At 45.8% G+C, this 20,305-nt stretch carries 18 protein-coding genes and 1 tRNA gene; 9 read left to right on the forward strand and 10 right to left on the reverse strand.

What is annotated here, in order from left to right:
* Positions 1-305 precede the first annotated feature (305 nt).
* The 5 genes from R7R24_RS14415 to rpsU form a co-directional block, all read right to left on the reverse strand.
* Positions 306-381 (reverse strand) — tRNA-Ile (locus tag R7R24_RS14415).
* A 155-nt stretch (positions 382-536) separates the two neighbouring features.
* On the reverse strand, positions 537-2,399 hold the full coding sequence (gene rpoD / locus R7R24_RS14420; protein WP_005395986.1) for an RNA polymerase sigma factor RpoD: 1,863 nt from the start codon (positions 2,397-2,399) through the stop codon (positions 537-539).
* A gap of 99 nt (positions 2,400-2,498) precedes the next feature.
* Positions 2,499-4,265 (reverse strand): DNA primase, encoded by a 1,767-nt coding sequence (gene dnaG / locus R7R24_RS14425; RefSeq protein WP_005379719.1) that lies wholly within the window; start codon positions 4,263-4,265, stop codon positions 2,499-2,501.
* Positions 4,266-4,414: 149 nt separating this feature from the next.
* A complete protein-coding gene (locus R7R24_RS14430; RefSeq protein WP_005379720.1) occupies positions 4,415-4,858 on the reverse strand; it encodes a GatB/YqeY domain-containing protein in 444 nt (147 codons plus the stop codon).
* Between the two features lie 27 nt (positions 4,859-4,885).
* Positions 4,886-5,101: a 30S ribosomal protein S21 gene (gene rpsU, locus R7R24_RS14435; protein ID WP_001145625.1), complete on the reverse strand. Its 216-nt coding sequence runs from the start codon at positions 5,099-5,101 to the stop codon at positions 4,886-4,888.
* Positions 5,102-5,331: 230 nt separating this feature from the next.
* Between rpsU and tsaD the strand changes: the two genes are divergently transcribed.
* Together tsaD and R7R24_RS14445 are read left to right on the forward strand one after the other, a co-directional pair.
* Positions 5,332-6,348, forward strand: a complete 1,017-nt coding sequence (gene tsaD, locus R7R24_RS14440) for a tRNA (adenosine(37)-N6)-threonylcarbamoyltransferase complex transferase subunit TsaD (protein ID WP_005379854.1) — start codon at positions 5,332-5,334, stop codon at positions 6,346-6,348.
* A gap of 176 nt (positions 6,349-6,524) precedes the next feature.
* Positions 6,525-7,340 carry an alpha/beta fold hydrolase gene (locus R7R24_RS14445; protein ID WP_005379855.1) on the forward strand — a complete coding sequence of 272 codons (816 nt, stop codon included), beginning with the start codon at positions 6,525-6,527 and terminating at the stop codon, positions 7,338-7,340.
* Between the two features lie 34 nt (positions 7,341-7,374).
* Here R7R24_RS14445 and plsY read toward each other — a convergent pair whose 3' ends face one another.
* Positions 7,375-7,986 (reverse strand): glycerol-3-phosphate 1-O-acyltransferase PlsY, encoded by a 612-nt coding sequence (gene plsY / locus R7R24_RS14450; protein WP_005379857.1) that lies wholly within the window; start codon positions 7,984-7,986, stop codon positions 7,375-7,377.
* Between the two features lie 250 nt (positions 7,987-8,236).
* Here plsY and folB point away from each other — a divergent pair, with 250 nt between their 5' ends.
* Genes folB through R7R24_RS14465 form a run of 3 tightly spaced genes read left to right on the forward strand, consistent with a single transcriptional unit; the run spans position 8,237 to position 9,893 of the window.
* The gene (folB, locus tag R7R24_RS14455; protein ID WP_005379859.1) at positions 8,237-8,596 is read left to right on the forward strand and encodes a bifunctional dihydroneopterin aldolase/7,8-dihydroneopterin epimerase; all 360 of its coding nucleotides are present in this window, start codon (positions 8,237-8,239) and stop codon (positions 8,594-8,596) included.
* Positions 8,593-9,075 carry a 2-amino-4-hydroxy-6-hydroxymethyldihydropteridine diphosphokinase gene (folK, locus tag R7R24_RS14460; RefSeq protein ID WP_005387457.1) on the forward strand — a complete coding sequence of 161 codons (483 nt, stop codon included), beginning with the start codon at positions 8,593-8,595 and terminating at the stop codon, positions 9,073-9,075. The genes folB and folK overlap by 4 nt, the downstream gene beginning before the upstream one ends.
* Positions 9,076-9,089: 14 nt before the next feature.
* Positions 9,090-9,893 carry an undecaprenyl-diphosphate phosphatase gene (locus R7R24_RS14465; protein WP_017820255.1) on the forward strand — a complete coding sequence of 268 codons (804 nt, stop codon included), beginning with the start codon at positions 9,090-9,092 and terminating at the stop codon, positions 9,891-9,893.
* Positions 9,894-9,945: 52 nt separating this feature from the next.
* Here the strand turns inward: R7R24_RS14465 and R7R24_RS14470 are convergent, their stop codons facing one another.
* A complete protein-coding gene (locus R7R24_RS14470) occupies positions 9,946-11,166 on the reverse strand; it encodes a multifunctional CCA addition/repair protein (protein ID WP_054578493.1) in 1,221 nt (406 codons plus the stop codon).
* Positions 11,167-11,303: 137 nt separating this feature from the next.
* Here R7R24_RS14470 and R7R24_RS14475 point away from each other — a divergent pair, with 137 nt between their 5' ends.
* The 3 genes from R7R24_RS14475 (at position 11,304) to ggt (ending at position 15,610) form a co-directional block, all read left to right on the forward strand.
* Entirely contained in the window at positions 11,304-12,920 is a 1,617-nt protein-coding gene (locus R7R24_RS14475; protein WP_047101972.1) for an ExeA family protein, read from the forward strand.
* Entirely contained in the window at positions 12,920-13,606 is a 687-nt protein-coding gene (locus R7R24_RS14480) for a general secretion pathway protein GspB (protein ID WP_047101974.1), read from the forward strand. Before R7R24_RS14475 ends, R7R24_RS14480 begins: the two co-directional genes overlap by 1 nt.
* A gap of 273 nt (positions 13,607-13,879) precedes the next feature.
* On the forward strand, positions 13,880-15,610 hold the full coding sequence (ggt, locus tag R7R24_RS14485) for a gamma-glutamyltransferase (protein ID WP_054578494.1): 1,731 nt from the start codon (positions 13,880-13,882) through the stop codon (positions 15,608-15,610).
* Between the two features lie 88 nt (positions 15,611-15,698).
* Here ggt and R7R24_RS14490 read toward each other — a convergent pair whose 3' ends face one another.
* The 3 genes from R7R24_RS14490 to R7R24_RS14500 all read right to left on the reverse strand — a co-directional run bounded on the left by R7R24_RS14490 (position 15,699) and on the right by R7R24_RS14500 (position 18,560).
* Positions 15,699-16,310: a TIGR04211 family SH3 domain-containing protein gene (locus R7R24_RS14490; protein WP_054578495.1), complete on the reverse strand. Its 612-nt coding sequence runs from the start codon at positions 16,308-16,310 to the stop codon at positions 15,699-15,701.
* A 178-nt stretch (positions 16,311-16,488) separates the two neighbouring features.
* Positions 16,489-17,748, reverse strand: coding sequence for an inorganic phosphate transporter (locus tag R7R24_RS14495; protein WP_005379898.1), 1,260 nt, complete (start codon positions 17,746-17,748; stop codon positions 16,489-16,491).
* Positions 17,749-17,879: 131 nt separating this feature from the next.
* Complete coding sequence (locus tag R7R24_RS14500) at positions 17,880-18,560, reverse strand: TIGR00153 family protein (RefSeq protein WP_005379896.1); 681 nt, start codon at positions 18,558-18,560, stop codon at positions 17,880-17,882.
* 212 nt (positions 18,561-18,772) lie between these two features.
* Here R7R24_RS14500 and R7R24_RS14505 point away from each other — a divergent pair, with 212 nt between their 5' ends.
* Positions 18,773-20,305: an inorganic triphosphatase gene (locus R7R24_RS14505; RefSeq protein WP_005379894.1), complete on the forward strand. Its 1,533-nt coding sequence runs from the start codon at positions 18,773-18,775 to the stop codon at positions 20,303-20,305.

Raw genomic sequence — 20,305 nt, forward strand, 5'->3', positions numbered from 1 at the left:
AAATTAATAACTTCAGCTAATGGACAGGATGTTGGTTATATTTTTGTTGGTTCCAGCGCGAAGTTTTTCTGGGGTTCCGGTCTGATGTTGAGTGGTATGTATCTGCTCTGATTCGCGTTGTACAGACGAGAGAGGTTCTGATGGTGGATATCACTCTGACAGAGGAAGTGTGACTCTGTGGTGACTACGTGGCGTGTTTCGGCTGACCTAATGGACCAGAGCGTACAGGAAGTAATTGCGGACCGGATATGGAAAGGACTAGAACGAAAAAAGGCCCGTAGATTTCTTTACGAGCCTTCTGAATATGGTGGCCCCTCGCAGACTTGAACTGCGGACCAATCGATTATGAGTCGACTGCTCTAACCACTGAGCTAAGGGGCCTTAATAGGACAACGATTATAGGGGAAGCGTTGCAAGGTGTCTAGATACCAACTAGGGCAATTGCGCTTAGTTTTTATCCACTTAGAACAGTAGATAATAAAAAAGGTGACCTAAAGTCACCTTTTTTGATTTCTAAAAGCTTATATGCGCTGCGATTATTCGTCTAGGAAGCTGCGCAGAGTCTCTGAGCGGCTTGGGTGACGAAGTTTACGTAGTGCTTTTGCTTCGATCTGACGGATACGTTCACGAGTAACGTCGAACTGCTTACCAACTTCTTCTAGAGTATGGTCAGTGTTCATGTCGATACCAAAGCGCATACGAAGTACTTTCGCTTCACGTGGCGTTAGACCTGCAAGCACGTCTTTTGTTGCCACTTTAAGGCTAGTTGCTGTTGCAGAATCTAGCGGAAGTTCTAGCGTTGTATCTTCGATAAAATCACCTAGATGCGAATCTTCGTCGTCACCGATTGGTGTCTCCATTGAGATAGGCTCTTTAGCGATTTTTAGAACTTTACGAATCTTGTCTTCTGGCATTTGCATGCGCTCTGCCAGTTCTTCCGGTAGTGGCTCGCGACCCATCTCTTGCAACATTTGACGAGAAATACGGTTTAGCTTGTTGATCGTTTCGATCATGTGTACCGGGATACGAATCGTACGTGCTTGGTCCGCGATTGAACGAGTGATTGCCTGACGGATCCACCACGTTGCGTAAGTCGAGAACTTGTAACCACGACGATATTCGAACTTATCTACCGCTTTCATCAGACCGATGTTACCTTCTTGGATCAGATCCAAGAACTGTAGGCCACGGTTGGTGTATTTCTTCGCGATAGAAATTACAAGACGCAAGTTCGCTTCAACCATCTCTTTCTTCGCACGGCGAGCTTTTGCTTCACCGATAGACATACGACGGCTGATGTCTTTAATGTTCTGTACGTTTAGAGAAGTCTCTTCTTCAATCATTTTTAGCTTAGCGATTGAACGACGGATTTCTTCTTCGTTACGTTTGATCTTTTCAGCGTATGGCTTGTCTGAAGCAAGAACTTCATCCAGCCAAGCTTCACTTGATTCATTACCAGTGAACAGCGCGATGAATGATTTCTTCGGCATTTTGCCGTATTCAACCACTGACTTCATGATCAGACGCTCTTGTGTACGAACGCGATCCATAGCAGTACGCAGTTCATTCACTAGGTGATCAAACTGTTTAGGCGTTAGACGAAACTCGCGGAATACGTCTAGCATCATTTCATTAGCAACGGTTGCTTTCGGGCTGTTATAGCCGTACTCGTTGATTGCTAATTGAAGATTTTGATAGGTGCTGCGTAGTTGGTTGAATTTCTCTAGCGCTAATTCTGGATCGATACCTACATCTTCTTCAGAATCATCTGAATCGTCATCGCTATCTTCGTCGTCATCAACGTCTTCATCGTCTTCTTCTTCTAACTGAGATTCAGTCAGTTCAGAACCGATGTGTGTTGCCGTTGGTGCAGCGGTGTCGTCAGCATCTGGATCTACAAAACCTGAAATTAGGTCTGTAAGACGTAGTTCTTCAGCTTGAACTTTGTCAAATTGCTCAAGAATGTACGGAATTGTGCCTGGGTATTCAGCAACAGACGATTGAACTTGGTTAATACCTTCTTCAATACGTTTTGCGATGTCGATTTCGCCTTCGCGAGTTAGAAGTTCGACAGTACCCATCTCACGCATGTACATACGTACTGGGTCTGTTGTACGACCAATCTCACTCTCTACGCTAGAAAGTGCAGCGGCTGCAGCTTCGGCTGCATCTTCATCGGTAATATTTGTGTCATCGTTCAGTGCTAAATCATCAGCATCAGGAGCAGTTTCTACTACCTTAATGCCCATGTCGTTGATCATCTGAATGATGTCTTCTACCTGTTCTGAATCTACGATTTCAGCAGGTAGGTGGTCATTTACTTCGGCGTAGGTCAGATAGCCTTGTTCCTTGCCTTTAATAACAAGTGACTTTAGCTGTGACTGCGGATTGTGATCCATAGACGGTATCCAACTTCGTAATCTGGTGAAGGAATCAGTATGCGAAATGCAAACCACTTACTATAACAAATTAAATCGTTGCTGACTAATTAAACAGGGTTACGCTTTTAAATCTAGCATAAGTGCTAGCAGCTCCCTTTTCTCTTCGGCTGATAAACCGACACTTCTTGCTTTGGCCTGCAGGTTTTCAATTTGTTTTTCTACGCACTGGGCAATAATTTTATCCAGTGAGTCTAAAAAGATTTCTTCTTGGTTGTCCTCATCGAGTGGAATGTCCCAACTCGCGAGACGAGACAGAAGGGTCTCATTTTGGCTGTTTCGCCAATGCTCTAATAATTGGCCTGTGTTGATATGGGGATGCGCTTGGCATTTATCAAGTACATCAACAAATAAACTTAGACCAGGAATGGGCAAATCTCTAACGCTAGTTAGATCTGGCACCATACTTACGTATTGTGGGTTTTGAATCAGTAACGCGATCACTTCTCGCATCGGCGTTCGCTTGATTTCTTTATGAGGTTGAGGCCTTTTATCCTCTTTACCTTGTTTTGAAATTAGCTGCTGTAGTTGGCGTTCATCAACCAAACCCAAACGGCGGCCAAGCAATTCTCTCAAGTATAGTCTTAAAGTGCCGCCAGGGACTTTATCAATGAGAGGAACCGCAAGAGTACTCAGTTTTGCCATGCCTTCTTTCGTGCTCATATCGACCTGCTGAGTCAATGAGCTGAACATGAATTCAGACAAGGGCATCGCATTAGACACTTGCTGCTCAAATGCTTGTTTTCCGTTTTGTCGGATATAAGAGTCGGGATCTTCTCCGTCCGGCAAAAACATGAATTTTAACTGGCGACCATCCGTTAGGTAAGGCAATGCATTTTCCATGGCACGCCACGCGGCTTCACGGCCTGCGCGGTCACCGTCATAACAACACACGACGGTGCTTGTTTGCCTGAATAACACCTGCAAGTGATCGCCCGTTGTCGAGGTTCCCAATGAGGCAACGGAATAATCTACGCCATATTGAGCAAGCGCGACAACATCCATATAGCCTTCAACCACTAAAATTTGTGGTGGCTCACGATACGCTTGTAGTACTTCATATAGGCCATACAACTCTTTACCTTTATGAAATATCGGGGTTTCGGGTGAGTTGAGATATTTTGGTGTCCCATCACCTAATACTCGACCACCAAAGCCTATTACTCGGCCGCGTCTATCTCGAATAGGAAACATCACTCGACCACGGAATCGGTCGTAGCGGTTGCCTTTATCGTTTTCAATCAACATGCCGCCAGTGACGAGCATGTCTTGGTTTTCTTTATTCTGACCAAAGTTCTTACGAACTAAATCCCATTCATCAGCCACATAGCCGATGCCAAACTTCTGGACGATTTCACCAGACAGGCCGCGATCTTTTAGATACTCAATCGCCACCTTACTTGCTGGCTGTTTGAGTTGGTTACGATAAAATTGAGCAATGCTGCCCATTAAGTCGTATAGGTTACGTTTTTCACTGCTGCTTGCTTGTGGGCCTGATTGAAACGAACCATTACCGCCGCTACGTTGTTCGCGAGGAACATCTAAACCCAAGTATGAAGCGAGTTCTTCAATGGCTTCGACGAATTCTAGTCGGTCGAACTCCATCAAAAAATCGATGGCATTTCCATGCGCGCCACAACCAAAACAATGGTAGAACTGCTTTTCTTGACTGACACTGAATGAGGGTGTCTTTTCGTTGTGGAACGGGCAGCATGCGCCGTAGTTTTTGCCTTTTTTCTTAAGTTTCACACGTGCGTCGATGATATCGACAATATCAAGTCGAGCTAGAAGGTCATCGATAAAACTGCGAGGGATGTGTCCAGCCATAAAACCTAACAAAAAAAGAAGATGATGAGTGGAGTGAATGCCTTAAAAGAATGAGCGTATTGCCCATTGATTTCATTCCATCCATCCAGATACAAACAAGCCGTGCGCTCCAAAGGATAGCACGGCTTGCTGCAATTGGGTGGGGTACCTTAAGCCAATTTAGCGCGAACTAAACCGCTTACTTTACCCATATCTGCACGCCCTTGAATTTGCGGTTTCAGAACGCCCATTACTTTGCCCATGTCTTGCATGCCAGCTGCGCCAGATTCAGCAATCGCGTTCTCGATGAGAGCCGCTACTTCTTCGTCTGTCAGTGGTTGAGGCATAAAGTCCTCAAGAACGGTAATTTCTGCTTGTTCCGCATCAGCAAGATCTTGACGACCCGCTGCTTCAAACTGCGCTACAGAGTCGCGACGTTGTTTAACCATCTTGGTCAATACTGCAAGAATGTCGTCATCGTTCAGAGTAATCTGTTCGTCAACTTCACGTTGCTTGATTGCTGATAGGGCTAAACGAATAGTACCAAGGCGCAATTTGTCCTTGGCTTTCATCGCTAATTTTTGCTCTTCTTTGAGTTGATCAATCAGAGCCATAACTAAATTCCTTTTGGAGCTCAGTTATTAGTACAGGCGAACGCGACGAGCGTTTTCGCGAGCTAGCTTCTTAGCGTGACGCTTTTGAGCCGCTGCTTTAGCGCGTTTGCGAACTGTAGTTGGTTTTTCGTAGTGCTCACGACGACGCACTTCAGAAAGGATACCTGCTTTTTCGCAAGAGCGCTTAAAACGACGTAGAGCAACGTCGAACGGTTCGTTTTCACGTACTTTAACTACTGGCATATGCCTTTCACCTCAGGGGTTATTCGTTAACGCTGGTATTCAACAGACCAAATCACAATTGTTAGGTCTCTTACCAGCTTGATCAAAAATGGTGCGGAATTTTAATCCGATCACAACTACTTTGTAAAGCCTTTTGTCGATTATTGTCTGTACAAAATTTGTTTGCAGCACCAAGGCGAGGTAATATGACGCCCAAATTTCCTCTATACAGAAAGCATACTGAGAAAACCATGCGCATTATTGGTATTGAAACCTCTTGTGACGAGACTGGCATCGCAATTTATGACGATGAAAACGGTCTCTTGTCACACAAGCTATACAGCCAAGTAAAACTGCACGCAGATTACGGCGGTGTGGTGCCTGAGTTGGCTTCACGTGACCACGTAAAGAAAACCATTCCTCTTATTAAAGAGGCACTAAAAGAAGCGAACTTAACTTCAAAAGACATCGATGGTGTCGCGTATACCGCGGGGCCTGGTCTTGTTGGGGCGCTATTAGTGGGCGCGACTATCGGTCGCAGTATTGCTTATGCTTGGGGAGTGCCAGCGGTACCTGTTCATCATATGGAAGGTCACCTATTGGCCCCAATGTTGGAAGATAACCCTCCACCGTTCCCGTTTGTGGCGGTATTAGTATCGGGCGGTCACTCTATGATGGTGGAAGTGAGAGGCATCGGTGAGTACAAAATTCTAGGTGAGTCGATTGATGATGCGGCGGGCGAAGCGTTTGATAAAACAGCGAAGCTAATGGGTTTGGATTACCCAGGCGGTCCACTATTATCTAAACTGGCGGAAAAAGGTACACCGGGCCGCTTTAAGTTCCCGCGCCCAATGACGAATGTGCCAGGTTTGGACATGAGTTTCTCTGGTCTAAAAACCTTTACGGCTAACACGATTGCTGCAAACGGTGATGACGAGCAAACCCGCGCGGACATCGCATTGGCATTTGAAGAGGCTGTGTGTGCTACGTTGGCTATTAAATGTAAGCGCGCGCTTGAGCAAACAGGCATGAAACGCATTGTTATTGCTGGTGGTGTGAGTGCTAACCGTCGTTTGCGAGCTGAGTTAGAGAAGTTAGCGAAGAAAGTTGGCGGCGAAGTTTACTACCCACGTACTGAGTTCTGTACAGATAACGGTGCGATGATCGCTTACGCAGGCATGCAGCGCTTGAAGAATGGCGAAGTGGCTGATATGTCAGTAGAGGCTCGTCCACGTTGGCCAATTGATCAACTAACACCTGTCGCTTAGTCAAATTTATGCGGTAGGTTTGAAACCGGTTCTTTGTAATAAAGGTCTCTGCTCCTCAGAGGCCTTTATTTTTAATTATTCAATGAACCGCCTCGTTTTACATTCTGACTGATGCGATCAGTTCGCGATTGTTTCAGTGCTAGGATGACGTGGAAGAATAAGAAATGGATATAACAATGAATAAGTTTGAAATTGAAGGTCAGCAACTTGCTTATCTAGATAAAGGTGAGGGCCCTGTGCTTCTATTTGGTCATAGTTACCTTTGGGATAGCCAAATGTGGGCGCCACAAGTTGAGGTTTTAAGCCAGTCATTCCGTTGTATTGTGCCAGATCTTTGGGCACATGGTGAATCGGACGCTGCACCTGCATCGACACAGTCATTGGCCGACTATGCACAACATATGTTGGCATTGATGGATCATTTAGATATCGAAGAATTCTCGATAGTGGGCTTATCTGTTGGCGGCATGTGGGGAGCTGAGCTAACGGCTCAAGCGCCGCAACGTGTTAAGTCACTGGTATTGATGGATACCTTCATTGGCTGGGAGCCAGAAGTTACGTATAAAAAGTATTTTGCAATGCTTGATACCATCAGCCAAGTCCAAGCAGTGCCTGCGCCAATTATTGAAGCCGTTGTGCCGCTGTTCTTTGCCAACAACGTCAATCAGGATAACCCTAAACTTGTCGCTTCATTCAAACGCAGTTTAGAAGAGCTGAACGGTGAGCGTGCGGTGGAAGTAGCTCGCATGGGGCGCATGGTGTTTGGTCGCCGTGATGTGATTGAAGATTCGGAAAAATTCGCTCTGCCGACGTTAATTGCGGTGGGCTGTGAAGATAAGCCTCGCCCGGTTTTCGAATCGTATTTAATGAAAGACTGTATCACGGGCAGTGAGTTGGTAGAAATTCCGCAAGCGGGACACATCAGTTGTTTAGAACAGCCGGAGTTCGTCAACCAAATGTTGTTGAACTTCCTGAATCGAGTTCATGCGTAACCAATGCATCCCTCTTTAAACGAAAAACTCGGCATTAAGCCGAGTTTTTTTGTGTCAGTTTCTTCTCGCCGATTTTTGGCTCGTCGCCAGACAAAAGCCGACGAATATTTTGATGATGCTTAAATACGATTAAGCAACACAGCATAGCAACAGGTAACGTGTATTGCGGTTTAAACATCCAAGTATAAAACGGAGTGACCAAAACCGTGACGAGAGCCGCTAAGGATGAATAGCGGAATAGCGCGGCTACTGACAGCCAAGTTAACATCACCAATCCTGTTAAGTCCAAACCAATCGGAGCGATAGCGCCAAGCGCGGTTGCGACACCTTTTCCGCCTTTAAAGTGGAAAAAGATGGGGTACATGTGGCCAAGACAGGCAGCAATGGCGATGACGCCAAGAATGATAGGGTCGATACCAAGAAAGTATCCGCCCCACACGGGGATAGTGCCTTTGAGCATATCGCACAACAAGACTGAAACAGCGGCTCCTCGTCCGCCAATACGCAATACGTTCGTTGCTCCAGGATTGTTAGATCCCACACTGCGTGGGTCTGGCAGTTTTAAGAGTCGACAGATCAAAACCGCACTGGAAACCGAACCTAATAAATAGGCGGCCATTGTCATTATCAGTGCCAGTGCGTCCATAGAAGTCCTTGATGGATTGGAATTTAATGCTCGGTTCCCGCGTAGTTGCTATCATACCCCGAATTTACATAATGCAGAAATCCTCACTGTGATAGAGCTTGCATTATGTGATTTCTTGTATATAAAGATGCTTTCGCAGTTTATACCTAAGTAACATTGTGATGACCAAAGTAAATGTTACTTAGGTATAGAATACTACGATCAAATTACCCCTCACGGGTATCCGACCTCTGTAATAGAAGGACATAAGATGGCTCTGGATAAAGTTTTTATTGAACAGTTAGAAGTAATCACCACAATTGGCGTGTACGACTGGGAGCAACAAATCAAACAAAAGTTGGTTCTAGATATTGAAATGGCACACGATAATAAACCTGCGGGCAAAAGTGATGATGTGCAAGATGCACTGGATTATTCGCAGGTGAGTGAGGCGGTACTTAACCACATTGAAAATGGTCGTTTCTTACTGGTCGAGCGCGTGGCTGAAGAAGTAGCAGAGCTTATCATGCTGCGTTTCTCAGTGCCTTGGGTGAAAATCCGCCTAGCGAAGCCTGGCGCCGTGCCGCAAGCACGTGCTGTTGGTGTGGTGATTGAGCGAGGCCGAGCATGATCACCACCTATATCGGTGTTGGGACGAACGTAGAAAGAGAGCAACATGTGCTTGCTGCGTATCAGGAGCTGCAACGGCTTGGAGAAAATCTCCTCGTATCACCGATATATGAATGCGAACCTATTGGTTTTAGCAGCAAGAATTTCTACAACTTTGTCGTTGCAATGCGTACCGAGTTGTCATTAGAAGAGTTGAGCCATCAACTACGCGAGATTGAATTTAAGTGGGGACGCGAAGAAAACGCGCAAAAGTATCAGGATCGAACACTGGATCTCGATATAGTGTTGTTCGGTGAGCGCGTCTCCAAGAAAAAACCTGAGCTACCTCGCAGTGATATCTACAAATATCCTTTTGTCACAAAGCCGCTGTATGATCTCGAACCGCAATTAGTGATCCCAGGCGATGGACGCACAGTCGCAGACATTTGGCATGCTATGCAGCCAGTCGATTCGCTCAAACCCGTTTCCTTTCATTTTTAATTTGAGTTGTTTACATGAGTTATTTTGAAGCCTTTATTTTGGCTCTGATTCAGGGGCTGACAGAGTTTTTGCCTATTTCAAGCTCTGCCCATTTGATCCTGCCTTCCGCTATTTTAGGATGGGAAGACCAAGGTCTAGCCTTTGATGTTGCTGTTCACGTCGGTACATTAATGGCTGTCGTGATCTATTTTCGTCATGAAGTAATCACTTTGTTTCAAGCGTTATTTGCTTCGATCTTTAAAGGAGATCGCAGTAAAGAAGCTAAATTGGCTTGGATGATCGTGATTGCGACGATTCCAGCTTGTGTGTTCGGCTTATTGATGAAAGACATCATTGAAGTGTATCTACGTAGCGCTTACGTCATCGCGACTACTACGATCGTATTTGGCCTGTTGCTATGGTGGGTAGACAAAAACGCTAAACTCGTTGCCGATGAATACCAAACGGGTTGGAAGAAAGCTGTATTTATCGGTATTGCTCAAGCCTTAGCGATGATTCCTGGAACTTCACGTTCAGGGGCGACCATCACAGCAGCGCTTTACCTTGGCTTTACTCGAGAAGCGGCTGCCCGATTTTCGTTTTTAATGTCGATCCCAATCATTACATTAGCTGGTAGCTACTTAGGCATGAAGTTAGTGACCAGTGGTGAACCTGTCCATGTTGGTTTCTTAATGACTGGCATTATCACATCGTTTATCAGTGCGTACATCTGTATCCACTTCTTCTTGAAGATGATTTCACGAATGGGCATGACACCGTTTGTGATTTACCGTCTCATTTTGGGCGTCGGTTTGTTCGCTTTTCTATTAAGTGCATAATTGATGTTAACGAAAAACGCACGCGAAATCCGCGGGCTTTTTTGTTTGTTCGTTACTTCTTAAGTGCTGCTTTCACTGCTTCAATACGTCGTTTTTCTTGCTCGTCACGAATCGCAGGGCCTTTAAAGCCCTCTTTGATAATGGCTTGAACGTCAACTGCCGCTGCTGCTTGGTAGGCTTGCCTAAAAATATCCGCCTGTGGATATGGTTGCGTTTCCAGTCCTTTACGACCAGCGTGATCCGCTTGGCAGCAAAGCAAGATATCTTGCAGACGTTCGGACTTACGCCACACATCAAGTTTATTGAGTATTTTAATTATGGTTTGTGGTTTAAGTTCAGCCGCGCGATGAATATTGGAGTGCTGTTCGCACACCATCAAGGCTAAATCACGAAACTCATTTGGTACCCGGACACGTTCGCACAGCTTTTTGATCAGTTTTAATCCTGTATGGCAATGCATTTTGTGGCTTGGCCATTCGCTCTCTGGCGTCACGCCCTTACCCAAGTCATGCACTTGGGCGGCAAACCTGACGGGGAGTGAGTTACTCAATTTTGCGGCTTGCTCTGCCACCATCAAAGTATGGATGCCAGTATCGATTTCTGGATGCCACTTCTCAGGTTGAGGTACGCCAAATAGTGCATCAATTTCAGGTAACACCACGGTTAATGCACCACAGTCTCGTAGAACCGATAAGAAAATATCAGGGCGAGGAGTAGAGAGAGATTTATGCCATTCTTGCCAAACACGCTCGGGAGTCAGTGTGCTCAGCTCTCCGGACTCTGCCATGTGACGCATTAACCGCATGGTTTCGTCGGCAACCGTAAAGTTTAGATCAGCAAGCTTCGCTGCGAAGCGAGCGACACGTAAAACGCGTAGAGGGTCTTCAATAAAGGCGTCTGATACATGGCGTAGCAGTTTATCGTTGAGATCTTGCTGGCCACCATATGGGTCATGGATCGTGCCATCACTCTCCATTGCCATCGCGTTAATGGTTAAATCACGACGTATCAAATCTTCTTCTAAGGTGACGTTTTGATCGAAGAAACATTCAAAACCAGTGTAACCAGAACCTGACTTTCTCTCTGTTCGTGCAAGGGCATATTCTTCTTTACTTTTGGGATGCAGAAATACAGGAAAGTCTTTACCAACGGCGGTGTATCCTTGGGACAGCATCATCCCGGGCGTCGCGCCTACGACCACCCAGTCGTTGTCATAACTATCAATTCCGAGCAATTTATCTCGAACTGCGCCACCTACTAAATAAACTTGCACGAATTACCTCTTAATTTATGGATATGCCGTTGGACATTGTAGCAAGCAATGGTACTTTTCTTTACTCCTAAGAATAGAAGAAGAGCGTTTATACCATGTCTGACTATTCCCAGGTGGTTTTTTAGCTGGAGAGCCTAATGTATAAGGACTTTTTTGGGTTTGTCGAACAACCATTTTCGATTGTTCCAAACTCACGTTATTTGTATTTAAGCCAACGTCACAAAGAGGCAATCACACATCTCCAAGCTGGGCTAGGCGATGGCGGTGGCTTTGCTATGCTTACTGGCGAAGTAGGTACAGGCAAAACGACCGTCGCAAAAGCGATGCTGGCGAATTTGGGTGATAACACCAAAGCGGGTCTTATTCTCAATCCCACGTTTTCGAGTAGAGACTTGCTCGAAGCCATTTGCGATGAGTTCAAAATCACCTATCCGCCAGATGCAAACCTCAAACAGCTAAACCAGGTTATCCATCAATATTTGCTGCGTAATTATCGTTCAGGCTGGCAGACATTGCTGGTCATTGATGAGGCTCAACACCTTGCTGCCGACGTTCTAGAGCAGTTGCGCTTGTTGACCAACTTGGAAACCGATACCAGAAAATTGCTCAAAGTGTTGTTGGTCGGGCAGCCTGAATTGCAGCGGTTATTACAAACAACACAACTACGCCAACTTGCCCAGCGTATTACCGGGCGTTATCACCTGTTGCCGTTGGATGAAAAAGAGACAGAAGATTACATCGCATTTCGACTACATACAGCAGGTGGCGACCAGCAACTGTTTAATCGTGCTTCTTGTAAACTTATAGCCAAATACAGTCACGGTATACCGCGGCTCATCAACCTTATCTGTGACAAATCCCTCAACATTAGTTATCACCAGGGTAATGTGGTGGTGGATAAGCAAACCGTTCAGCAGGCCTGTGAAGAGGTGATGCAGTTTCAGGCAGATATTTATCAGCAAGATAAAAAAGAGCGCCGGACTTTCCGTTGGCCTGCTTGGGGCTCTGTCACGGTAGGCCTTATTGCTGCATTAAGTACGGGGTGGGCGGTCGTGAATTATATGCCAGCTCAAGCGACGTCAGGGTTGACACAAGTGACGGAGCCAAGAGTAGAGTCAACACCAACCGTCGTCAGCCAACAGTTAACGGATGAGCAGCGTGATTTATTGTTAACACAAAAACAGTCGAACCTCGCTGTAAATGATTTGTATCGTTTGTGGGGATATCAAGCATCGGTTCGCGATAATCTTTGTTTGTCAGAACCGCAGTCGACTATGCGTTGTGAGCGTAAAATGGCGACTTGGCCGCTGTTGATGCAACAAAATCGCCCTGTGATCTTGGAGTTGAATTATCAAGGTGATGTTGGGTATGTCATTCTATATGCCGTCGGTAATGACCAAGCTGAAGTGCTCAATGGTAAGCAGCGTCTTCGTCTGCCAGTTTCGTGGCTAAAGCCGTTGTGGCAGGGCAATATTATCGAACTGTGGCATGCTCCGCTGAATGAAACATTACGTTTAGACATGGAAGGCCCTGCGATTGAAGTATTAGACCGATTATTAGCAGAAGCGGTGAGTGAGCCACTGCTTGAAACGTCTATTTTTGATGGTGCGATGAAAGAGCGAGTCGAATTATTTCAACGTTGGCAAGGAATTGGTGTCGATGGTATTGCAGGTAAGCGAACGCTAGACCGACTTCAGCAAAATGTTCAGCCAGATGCGCCTCAACTGGCGAGAATCGAGAAGGAGGACGCATAATGTCAGCTGTGAAACATATAGGTCTGTTCTTGCTGCCAATCACTGCTTCTGCTATCGGAGTCGCTTGGTACTTAGATCTCTTTGCACCGAGTGTTGAAGTAGATACAACGTCCCCGATAGAAAAGGTCGAAGTGGTATCACCTTTCAAAGTATTGGACTATCCAGAGAACACCCAGTTGGCCCAATTGCCAAGAGAGTGGCCAAGTGCAGAGCTATCGCGTGATTTTGGTACATTTACCACCCCCGATGAATACACGAGCCATACACCAAGCAGAGATGAAACACGCAACTCAGCATCAACCCAAACGACTTCTGCTGCTGAAGAGGACCTCGGGTTGTCTTTGGATGATCTGGATTTATCCTCATTATCTCCTGATTTAGCTAGGAAGGTCGAAAATGCCTTATCCCGAGATGATGACAATTCTTCATCACAAACGGCACGCGTGAACGATTTAGAGCGCAACGCTCACCAGTGGCAAGGGCGTCTACCTGCGCTTAATTTGCAAACCCATATGTACGCTAGTGATGAAAATCGCCGTTGGGTGAAAATTAACAATATTGAATATCATCAAGGGGATGTCGTTGATGATCAGGTCACTCTAAGAGAAATACAACCGCAAGCGGTGATTGTTGAGTTCCAAGGTGAGCAAATTCGTATACCAGCGTTGTATGAGTGGAAAGGGTAACTCTTGTAGAAACACATCAAGCCAGCGAAATCATATCGCTGGCTTTTTATTTTTCAGAGCATCTTTTGCATCTATTCTGGTGATGATTTTTAGATACTCAAACAAGCAAAATATAGCTTTTCTCAGTCGTTTAAATAGCACCAATATCATTCATCTATTGATAGCGCGATTCCAGTCAACGTTGTGTAAAAAGACACCATCTTCACGAACTTCGGAGTAATGACTTGGTCCACGTTAGACCCCATCACATAATAGGAGTCTAAACAGAGACACATGCGTATTCTGATTTTTTCTTTAAGTATTGTTGCATCGACAAGCTATGCAGCAAAGCCATACCCATTCCCAGTTACACCAGATGGTCGCGGGCAAGATTTCATGGTCAGTGCGACGAACCCTTACGTAAGCAGTACCGGTTACTCAATATTGAAAGAAGGCGGTAACGCTGTTGATGCTATGGTCGCGATGCAGATGGTGATGTCTGTCGTTGAGCCAGATATGACCGGAATTGGCGGCGGGACTTTCGCGCTGTTTTATCAACATGACGAGAAAAAATTTCTGGCCCTTGATGGTCGAGATGAAGCGCCCTCTAGCGCGAACCCTGAAATGTTTGTTGAGAATGGGGAAGTACTCAGTCGCAACGAAATATTAGGCCCTCGTTCTGTTGCGGTTCCGGGCACGTTGCGGTTGCTTTACACCACTCATGAACAATACGGCAAGTTGCCATGGGCAGAGCTGATTAAGCCGGCAATTACATTGGCGAGCAATGGGTACGCGATGAACAGCTACACCTACGACATCGTAGTAAGAGAGCAAAGCCGACTTGAGCAAGATCCGGAAGTGAAAGCCTTGTATTGGCAAGGGGACGATATTAAACCGACGGGAACCTTGATGAAGAACCCTAAGATGGCTGAGACGCTGAGGAAGATCGCGCAACAAGGCGATAGTTACCTTTATGGTGGTGAGCTTGGTCAGCACATCGTAGAGACGGTTAATAGTCGTATTGACGACCAACACGAGAAGTTGTCTTTAGAAGATTTTAAACATTACCAAGTGAAGCAGCGTGACATCATTGAGAGCGACTACCGTGGGAATAAAATCGTCTCTTTTGGTTACCCAGCTTCGGGCGGTGTGATGGTCGCTCAGAGTCTTGAACTGCTTGCACCCTATGGCATTGCCCATATGGCGAAAACGGATGTGGAACCTTGGCGTCTCATGACTGAAGCGATGCGAATTGCAAAAGCCGATCGTATTGCGTATGCCGGAGATCCGGATTATGTGGAAGCGCCAGTTGAACAGTTGCTGTCTAAAGCCTATCTAGATCAGAGACGTGATTTAATCCCTGATAATGGCACTTCAAAAGAGGATCCACAAGCAGGACAGATAACGCAAACTCAGTATGCGCAATATCAAGGCTTCGAGAGCAAAGATACAGGGCATATTTCTATCGTCGATAGAGATGGAAATGCAATTGCGATGACCAGCACCGTTGGCACGGGAATGGGATCTGGTGTCATGGTTGATGGCGTTATCTTGAATGCACAAATGGCGAACTTCTCACCTCAGCCAACGGTTAACGGCAAGCCTACGCAAAACTCAATTGAAGCGGGCAAGCGTCCACGTTCGGCTATTACGCCATTAATGGTGATGGACAGTGATGATAACTTGCGTTTGGTGGTTGGGTCACCAGGTAGTTCACAAATCCCGGGGTATGTACTCAAAACCGTGGTTGGGGTGCTGGATTGGAATTTATCAGCGCAAGAGGCTATTGACTTACCAAACATCCAGTATGGCACTAAGATAGACCGCACCAAGTCTTATGACCCGACTGGTTTGCTGGTGGAAAAGAAAACGTTCGCAGAAATGTTGGTGCCTGAGTTTATGGAGCTTGGCTACCCAGTGCACGTTATTCCAGTGGTAAGCGGTTTGAATGCAATTGAGCTAAAAGATGGCAAGCTTTATGGCGCAACGGATCGTCGTCGAGCCTCTAGTTCAATGGGGGAGTAGTACTCACTTCTGTCAAACGAAGCAAACTAAAAAGCCAGTCAATATCGACTGGCTTTTGCGTTCTTTTTAAAGATAAAAGCGTAAGGGTTTATGCCCAACCCGCAGGAGAGCGCTTTCTACGAGGCATGACATGCGGAAGAATCAAACCAAATAGTAAACCTAAACCTGCAACACCGCCGCCATAAGTGAAGTACTTAAGCAGCATGTCATCTTTTTGTGTATCCAGTTTTGCGCGTAGCTCGCGGTTTTCTGTTTCAACAGAAGTAAGCTGATCGCTGATCTCAGAGTATTTACTTTCTAGATCTGAAATTTGTTGGTTACGTGTTTCGAGAGAGGTAACAAGACCGGCTTTCTCTGCATCAGAAGTTTGACGAGCATTAGCAAGCTGCTCTTTTACTTCGGCTAGCTCTTTCTCAATACGAGGAAGGCGAATTGCCATGCTCTCTTGGTTTGTCACAAACTTGCTTTGTACCCAACCAGTGCGACCACGGTCATCACGAACTTGCGTATAGCCAGTATCTCGGTTGGTTTTAATCAGTTGTACTTTAGAACCGGCGTTAACACTACCAATAATACGGTAGGTGTTATTTGGACCTGAGTGCATAAAAGTGAAGAGGTCATCAGAAATATAACGGTCTGCTGCTAGGGCCGCTGGCGCTGCTAGCAAAGTAAACAAAACCGTGATGATTAGTTTTTTCACAGTAAATCCCTTAACGATTTTTCTTGGAGACAGCGTTGGCACCGAATGATTGGGGCCGGAAATAGACGAATAGTATGCAGTTTCAAACCTCGGTGCAACAAAGAAGGGAGGCAAAGCCTCCCTTTCTGTGCGTTTGAGTCAATAATGACAAAGCGCTTACATTCTATTGACGAGTGTCTTAAGCGAACATCGCTTGAAGTCCGTAGAAGAATACTACGGCCAATAACGCACCCGCTGGTAGTGTAACGATCCATGATGCCACGATGTTACGAACTACGCCTAGGTTCAGTGCTGCGATACCACGAGCAAAGCCAACACCGAGAACCGCACCAACCAATGTTTGAGTGGTTGAAATTGGCAGGCCTGTACCAGACGCTAGAACTACCGTACATGCTGTTGCTAGCTGTGCTGCAAAACCGCGGCTAGGCGTTAGCTCAGTGATGCCAGTACCAACGGTTGCCATTACTTTGTGACCCAGTGTTGCAAGACCGACCACGATACCAATACCGCCAAGAGGTAGAATCCACCAAGCGATGGTACTTTTCGTGCTGATTTCGCCCATGTGTTCAACAGTCGATACGACAGCAGACAGTGGACCAATGGCGTTTGCAACGTCGTTTGAACCGTGTGCAAATGCCATCGCACAAGCGGTGATAACCATCAGAACGCTGAAGATACCTTCCACGCCAGAAAAGCTGCGGTCTTCTTCGCGATTAGCGAATTTTTTCTGGATGTATACGTAGCCGCCAATCATCACAAGTGCTGAAACTGCTGCTGCCCACATCCAAGCTTCACCATTGGTCAGGTGAAGACCAACGTGTTTTAGACCTTTTTTGATGGTTACAAGAGCAATCACCATTGTTGTGATGAACATGTAAACAGGTACAAAACGTTTCGCGTTAAACAGAGGGTTCTCTGTATCAAAAATCAGGCGTTGTGCGCTGACAAAGATAACGTAAGCAAAGAAACCTGAAATCACTGGCGTAATAATCCAGCTACCAACAATGCCTTGAACGCTGCCCCAGTCAACCGCTTCAGTACCTACTGATACGCATGCAAAACCAATGATTGCACCGATGATTGAGTGAGTCGTTGATACTGGCCAGCCCATGTAAGAAGCAAGAAGCAGCCAAGTACCTGCTGCTAAAAGCGCAGACATCATGCCGTAGACAAGAACATCTGGTTGACTGGCAAATAAAGAAGTTTCGATTACACCTTTACGGATAGTGTCGGTTACTTCACCGCCTGCAAGGTAAGCACCTGCAAATTCGAAGATCATCGCAATGATGATAGCTTGTTTTACAGTTAGCGCTTTTGAACCTACAGATGTACCCATCGCATTAGCAACGTCGTTCGCGCCAATACCAATCGCCATCATGAAACCAAAAATCGCTGCAACAATAATCAGGACAGTGCCGTAGTTCGCAAGGATATCCATCGTAATACCTAGTTGTTTTATAACAAGCGGAACAAAATTTTACGCGCGCCAAACCATAAGACGATGAAAATAGTCATCGTCCCTATGACACGTGTTAATTATGCTCTTCGTTATGTCGTTAACTTTATGTTTTAAGATCGAGATAGCATGACTTCCAAACGAGCACCTACGCGCTGCGCTTGGTCGGCAATACCACCTACCCATTCAAGAATCTTGTATAGGAACATGACATCGATAGGGTTCATGTCAGCTTCAATCACCATCAACTGTTGGCGAAGTTCAATCTGCATGGCATCGGTATCATCTTCGATAACGTCTAATTGATGAATCATTTCAGCGACGAGCGTCACTTCACGGCCTTTGAAGCCGGTTTCTAGCAATTCATCAAGTTCATTGATTACCTTTTGCGCCTGATCGGCAGCATCAAGACAACGTTGAACGTAAGCGAGGAAGTTTGGTTGGAGAGCCTCAGGGATGACAAGTTGACGACCATATACACGGCCAGCAATGTCTTTTGCCAGGTTTGCAAGTTTGTCCTGTTGAGTCAAAAGCTCAAGCATGTCAGTACGGTCGACTGGCATGAACAAACCGCGAGGCAGTTTTAGACGGATTTCACGTTTCAGCACATCCGCTTCTTTCTCTAGGTGAGAAATTTGTGCACGGATTTCTGCTGCTTTTTCCCAATCACCCTTTGAAGATACTTCAAAGAATTTCACCAAGTGTGAACAACATTCGTTGACACACACAACGTGGCGTTGCAAAGGCTTAATTGGGGACTTTGCAAATAACCCCATAATTGTATTTACTGGCATGGTCATTCAACCTAATAACTATAACCTTAAAAAAACATACACCATTTCTGAGTGCTTGGCGAAATGTTGAGCGATGGCTATAAAGGCGCGCATGGTAACGCATTAAATCGCTCATTAAAACTGTTTTAGATCATCATTCCGGCGATATTTCTCTCTTGCCGTGTGAGAAATTACGCAATATCCTGTTTCTATCTGCTTTGAAAGGTATAGCTATGGAAACCGAAATAGAACTGAAGTTTTTTGTTTCTCCTGAATTTTCAGAAACTTTAAAAGAAAAAATTTCTGAGACAAAAGTACTTCAGCATAGTTGTCGTGACTTGGGTAACACCTATTTTGATACTGCCGATAAATGGCTCAGAAAGCACGACATTGGTTTAAGAATTCGCCGTTTTGATGATGTATTCGTCCAAACCGTAAAGACAGCAGGACGCGTCGTCGCAGGCTTACATCAAAGACCAGAATACAATGCTGAGCACACTAGCGACGAGCCTAATCTGTCGCTTCATCCTCTAGATATTTGGCCTCCAGGTAAAGATGCAGAAACGCTGCAATCCGAGCTTATGCCATTATTCTCGACCAACTTCACACGTGAACAATGGCTGATTGGCATGCCCGATGGCAGTCAGATTGAAGTTGCTTTTGACCAAGGCTTAGTTGTAGCCAAAGGTGAAGACGAAGAAGAGAAGCAAGAGCCAATTTGCGAAGTTGAACTGGAACTTAAGTCTGGCCAAACCGAAGCTTTATTCACACTGGCACGCAGCTTTTGCGAGCAAGGTGGTATGCGCTTGGGTAACTTGAGCAAAGCGGCGAAAGGTTATCGACTTGCAAGCGGTTATGCGGGTGATGAAGTAAAATCATTGGCACTTGTGGACAGTAGTCCGACGGATACCGTTGAATTTTGCTTGATCAACTCTTTAGAGCACGCTTTGTCTCATTGGCATTATCACGAGCAAATTTATGCTGAGCGTGACAGCGTGGAAGCACTGCGTGAAATCAGTAATGCCATTCGTTTCATTCGTCAAACATTGACCATTTTTGGCGGGATTGTCCCTCGTCGCGCGAGTGCGATTCTGCGCCAAGAGCTTAAATGGTTGGAAGAAGAACTGAGTTGGTTAGATGAGCATGCACACCTTGAAGAGCTTTTAGATGACAAAGGCAATGTGCTGCGTAAGTTGGATGCGCGTAAGTTCTTAGTATCTGAGCTGACTCAGCAGTTACAAGAGTTGCCAAGCCGTGAAGAAGTGCTAGGGTTGCTCAATTCCGCGCGTTACACAGGGTTACTGCTGGATCTAAGCCGCTGGATCTTAGCACGCGGTTGGCAGCCATTTCTTGATGAAAAAGCACGTGAAAAAATGGCAAGTAACATCATGCCGTTTTCAGTTACTCAGCTCGATCGCACTTGGGCTGAGCTAATGGAAGCTTTCCCAGCAGAGCGCGATCTGACGGCGCAAGAGTACGTTGATCAGCGTTATCGCTTATTGCGTAACCTCTATACTGGTATTGGTTTCGCGAGTTTGTATAACTCGGATGAGCGTAACAGCTTCCGTTTACCATGGGCGGATCTAGTGCATGGTATCGATGATCTGCTAATGCTGAACCACTTACTCCCGTTGGTTGATATGCTGGAAGACGCAGAAAAAGAGCAGTTAGAACGCTGGTTGCACCGTCAAGAGCGCTCAATTTTGCATGCAATGGATCAAACCCGAGCGATCAGTGTGGAAGTTCAGCCTTATTGGCGTGAATGA

The organism is Vibrio sp. 704, from assembly GCF_033339295.1.

Excerpts from the sequence above, each read along its gene's own strand:
- rpoD (WP_005395986.1), bottom strand. The coding sequence starts at position 2,399 with ATGGATCACAATCCGCAGTCACAGCTAAAGTCACTTGTTATTAAAGGC.
- dnaG (WP_005379719.1), bottom strand. The coding sequence starts at position 4,265 with ATGGCTGGACACATCCCTCGCAGTTTTATCGATGACCTTCTAGCTCGA.
- R7R24_RS14430 (WP_005379720.1), bottom strand. The coding sequence starts at position 4,858 with ATGGCTCTGATTGATCAACTCAAAGAAGAGCAAAAATTAGCGATGAAA.
- rpsU (WP_001145625.1), bottom strand. The coding sequence starts at position 5,101 with ATGCCAGTAGTTAAAGTACGTGAAAACGAACCGTTCGACGTTGCTCTA.
- tsaD (WP_005379854.1), top strand. The coding sequence starts at position 5,332 with ATGCGCATTATTGGTATTGAAACCTCTTGTGACGAGACTGGCATCGCA.
- R7R24_RS14445 (WP_005379855.1), top strand. The coding sequence starts at position 6,525 with ATGAATAAGTTTGAAATTGAAGGTCAGCAACTTGCTTATCTAGATAAA.
- plsY (WP_005379857.1), bottom strand. The coding sequence starts at position 7,986 with ATGGACGCACTGGCACTGATAATGACAATGGCCGCCTATTTATTAGGT.
- folB (WP_005379859.1), top strand. The coding sequence starts at position 8,237 with ATGGCTCTGGATAAAGTTTTTATTGAACAGTTAGAAGTAATCACCACA.
- folK (WP_005387457.1), top strand. The coding sequence starts at position 8,593 with ATGATCACCACCTATATCGGTGTTGGGACGAACGTAGAAAGAGAGCAA.
- R7R24_RS14465 (WP_017820255.1), top strand. The coding sequence starts at position 9,090 with ATGAGTTATTTTGAAGCCTTTATTTTGGCTCTGATTCAGGGGCTGACA.
- R7R24_RS14475 (WP_047101972.1), top strand. The coding sequence starts at position 11,304 with ATGTATAAGGACTTTTTTGGGTTTGTCGAACAACCATTTTCGATTGTT.
- R7R24_RS14480 (WP_047101974.1), top strand. The coding sequence starts at position 12,920 with ATGTCAGCTGTGAAACATATAGGTCTGTTCTTGCTGCCAATCACTGCT.
- ggt (WP_054578494.1), top strand. The coding sequence starts at position 13,880 with ATGCGTATTCTGATTTTTTCTTTAAGTATTGTTGCATCGACAAGCTAT.
- R7R24_RS14495 (WP_005379898.1), bottom strand. The coding sequence starts at position 17,748 with ATGGATATCCTTGCGAACTACGGCACTGTCCTGATTATTGTTGCAGCG.
- R7R24_RS14500 (WP_005379896.1), bottom strand. The coding sequence starts at position 18,560 with ATGCCAGTAAATACAATTATGGGGTTATTTGCAAAGTCCCCAATTAAG.
- R7R24_RS14505 (WP_005379894.1), top strand. The coding sequence starts at position 18,773 with ATGGAAACCGAAATAGAACTGAAGTTTTTTGTTTCTCCTGAATTTTCA.